General features: G+C 25.5%; 4 protein-coding genes. All 4 read right to left on the reverse strand.

The features are described from left to right. Positions 1-32: 32 nt before the first annotated feature. Positions 33-443, reverse strand: a complete 411-nt coding sequence (locus ACRDDY_RS01305) for a peptide deformylase (RefSeq protein ID WP_438563162.1) — start codon at positions 441-443, stop codon at positions 33-35. A gap of 12 nt (positions 444-455) precedes the next feature. Continuing rightward, positions 456-1712 (reverse strand): DUF389 domain-containing protein, encoded by a 1257-nt coding sequence (locus ACRDDY_RS01310; protein ID WP_438563163.1) that lies wholly within the window; start codon positions 1710-1712, stop codon positions 456-458. A 315-nt stretch (positions 1713-2027) separates the two neighbouring features. Then, complete coding sequence (locus ACRDDY_RS01315; protein WP_438563164.1) at positions 2028-3335, reverse strand: SEC-C metal-binding domain-containing protein; 1308 nt, start codon at positions 3333-3335, stop codon at positions 2028-2030. 356 nt (positions 3336-3691) lie between these two features. Beyond that, the coding region (locus ACRDDY_RS01320) for an ABC transporter permease (protein WP_438563165.1) at positions 3692-4350 on the reverse strand (659 nt) is incomplete at its 5' end.

Consider the following 4350-nt stretch of genomic DNA (forward strand, 5'->3'; position numbering starts at 1 on the left):
ACTTTTTGTTTTACTAAGCTTTTACCTTTTCACTAAATAATTATTCCTTCAAAATGATCTACTTCATGTTGAATTATTTGTGCTGTGAAACCTGTAAATGTTTCTTTATGCTTTTTAAATTCTTTATCTAAATATTCTATTTCTATTTTCTCATATCTTTTTGTTTTTCTGAATCCAACTAAAGAAAGACAGCTTTCTTCTGTTTCATATTCCTCTTCTTTTTTCACTATAACGGGATTTATCATCGAAACTATGAAAGGCCCCATACAAAAAACTAATATACATTTTTTAACTCCTATCATATTTGCTGCAAGTCCTACACAACCTTCTAAATTTGCTTTTAAAGTATCTTCTAAATCATTAACTACCTGCATGTCACTTTTAGTTGCTTCTATAGATTTTTGAGATAAAAATTTTATATCTTTAACTATTTTCTTAACCATCTTTTAACTCCTTTAGTTTATCTTTAAGATAATATTACTATATCCTGTTGCTGTTTTTAGATAATTTTCTAAATTTGTTTTATTTAACTTTTCTGGTTCTTTATCTTTAATATAAACTAATAATATTTTGTCTGTATTTTCTGAACTTAATGTATTTTGCCCTTCTCCAATAACTACGTCACTTATCTCTGGATATAAGGATTTTAATTCTTTTCCTACATTTTGAAAATCTTTATTTTCATTATTTTCTAATATAACATCTTTTACCATTTGCCCATCTTTATTTTTCATATTATTTAAATATGAACCTATGTTTATATCCTGGTCTTGAGTTACTTTTAAAGTATATCCTGAAAATCCATAATTTTGTAATTTTGAATCTAATGCTTTTATATCTCCGTCTGTAATCCTATTTCCCACTACAACTAAATCAATCTCTTTTTTCTGCTGATTTATACTTTTATTAAGAACATATGAATTCTGACTTATTTCATCATTTATAAAACTTGTTAAATTATGCTCTTCTATACTTTTTGCAACCATCGTTCCTGCAGATACGATACTCGGAATTATAACTATAATTGATAAAACTATAATTAAACCTTTTATTTTCTTTTCCCTCTCTTTATTTAAAAATACTTTTTTAGGTAATTTTAATGCTTTAACAACTAAAAATGTTGATATTGCAATAAAGAATGAGTTTATTAAAAATAAATACCCTGCCCCTAAAAATATTTTTAAATTTAAAGTTGCTATTCCATATCCTGCTGTACAAAGTGGTGGCATAAGCGCTGTTGCTATTGCAACTCCAGGTAATACATTTCCCGGCCTTTCTCTTGATAATCCTATCATCCCTGCAGTTCCACCAACAAAAGCAATTATAACATCAAATATTGTTGGTGTTGTTCTTGCTAACATCTCTGACGTTGCCCCTGTAATTGGAGTTAAACTAAAATAAACTGTTGCTGTAACTAAGCTTACTATTATTTCAATAATAAATATTATAAATGATCTTTTTATATAAGCTTCATTATATGTTCCTATTCCATATCCAATTCCTATAATCGCTCCCATTAATGGTGAAATAAGCATAGCCCCAATTATTACTGCAACTGAGTTCATATTTAATCCAACACTTGCTATTAATATTGCACAAATCAATATTGCAAAGTTACTTATATCTAAGTTTAATCCATCTTCAATATTCTCTACTATCTCATCATCTGTTGCTCTATTTTTAAATTTATATAGTGTATTTATCTTATTCATTTTTCCTCCTTTTATCTTTCATTAAAAAAATATTTACTCTATTACTATATCATCAATATAATATATATTTCTACATTTCCTTTCTTTAAAATAAATCAATTACTTATTTAATAAAATAAAGAAGAGCTTTGACTATCAAATATTTCATACATAAAACTATATATGAAGAATACTTTTCATGAAAAGGCTCTTCGCCTTATAAATAGCCATGATGGAATTACAGAAATTTACCACATTGGTTCTGACTGCTGTTATCCTCTTAAATTAAAGGCAAAAAAAGCTATCACTTTATTTTAGATAGCTTTTTTCTTAATTTTATTTTATCTTTGTAAAATCAACCTCTATCACATTTTTACCGCAACAATCTCTAAACTCTTTTCCACTTCCACAAATACACATTTCAGTTCTCTTTTTCTTAATTTCATTTATAGTTTTATAATTCTTATTTTCTATTTCGTTTTTACTAAACCCTTTAAGCTTCCAGTATGGCATACTATTAAATACATTAAGAATTTCTCTTGAATATTCTTCTATCATAGAATCTGGCATATCATAATTCATAATTATATGATTTATAATTTCTCTTTCTCCATCTGTGCTTAGTTGATAGATATCATACATTTCTAATATTTCTTCTTCCAGTTCTTCTTCATCAATATTAAATTGCCTTAAAAAATTTCTTATACTTATAAAGTTTGCTCCCCTTATTTCTTCCTTTATTGTTTTGACTTCGAGTATTTCTTTTTTAGTGAATCTTTTATATTCACCTTCTGTATTCATAACTTCTCTAAGATCTTGAATAAATGCAATTGAACTATCTAAATAATATCCCTCTGTAAATAGCAAACTCTCCTCTGCTGCTATATTCATTTTTATTATAGAATTTATCTTTTCTACATCATCTTTTTTACTAACTATTTTATACTCTATTAAAAACTCTAAAAGTTTCTCTTTATGAATTACACCATAGACCTTAAGTAATCCTTTTGTTACTTCTACAATTTCCTTGTTTCTTTTCATAGATTTTTTTTCAAATGGGAAATTATCTATTATTTCTGCTATCTCTTTTGGTATAAAATATCTTAATTCACCATCTTTATTAGTACCTATAGTTCCTATTCCTAATATATCTATTAAACCTGGATATTTAAGTTCTTCTACTAAGTCTAAATCTATATTGTATTCCTGAATTTTAAGTTTCATTAAATCCTTATATACATCTTCTGTTATGTACTCAAATAGCTCTCTATAAACTCTTTCATAATTTTCTAGATAATGCTCTACTAATTCTGCCTTCTTATCTTTTTTAGAGTAACCTATTGATAGCGTTATTAATTTTGCTATTATCTCATCTTTCTTTAAGAATGAAATGATTTTTTCAATTGACCATGACATTTTTCTTTTACAGTCTCTCTCAAAACTTTTTTCTACACCTGTTAAGAAGTCATCAAATAAATCTTTTATCTTATCATATTCTTCATCACTATATGTATCAAGTTCATATTGTGTTTCACTTAAATATTTTTCAAACTCTTCTTTATTTTTCTTTGCTTTTCTTCCTTCCTCACTTCTACTTTTAAAATCTATACATTTCCCGTTATCACTCTTATCTTTTTTATTCATTCTATATCCTTCTTTTCTATTTATTTCTATTTATCAGTATATCCATCCCTTAAAAATTATAACCTCTTTTCCTCTACTAGAAATACTACTCTTTTTATAATATTAGCACTTATTAGACTTTCTCTCAAATTTCTTATACTCTTCTATATCTGATTATCACTTTTTCATTACTTTTCATATATTATATTATGAAAATTTACTACAACCTGAATTACTTAAATGTAATAAATTCCTTTAAATATCTCTAATATTTCTAAAAATCTAAATTGATTCACTATAAAAGGACTATGAAATTTAAAATAAAAATCTCATAGCCTTTTAAATTCTCATATAAAATAAATTCTATATTCTATATATCAATTTATTCCTTTTTTATAATTTACTTTACCTAAATATACTCCTATAACAATAAATATACTTATAGCTAAAATAACAAAGCCTAAATCATTCATATTAAAATCTATAGTAAAATCTAATAATCTTTTTTGAGGAAGTAAATTTCTTATTCCTTCTATTATTTTATTACTACCATCTACAGCTATTAAGCATCCGCTAAAAAGACTTGTTATCATTCCAATTATTGCACCATTCATTTGAACTTCGTTCATTTTCTTAAAAATATTACTTATAAGAATCATCATACTTACACTTAAGGTTCCTAAAAGAGCTATTACACTTAAGAATTCTAATATACTAACTTCTATACTTATATTAAAAATCGCAATCATTCCCACTGAAATAATGCTAGTTGGAATTATAAGAACTATCATCATATAGAAAATTTGTCCAAGGGTATATTCTAAAAATGAGATATCTGAACTTAAAACTCTTAAGTATACTCCTGAGTCTCTATCTTGAAGAAAAAGGCTTCCTGTAGCTAATGCTCCATAAAATAAAAACATCATTAAAAATCCTACTATTTTAGTTACTACCATACTTTTTTCTTCAGTTCCCTTATATTCAGTCTTATTAATTACTGATTCTATAATTTCTTTTATATCCTTATTTGAATATT

Source organism: Clostridium sp. (assembly GCF_051656525.1).
Lineage (GTDB): Bacteria > Bacillota > Clostridia > Clostridiales > Clostridiaceae > Clostridium.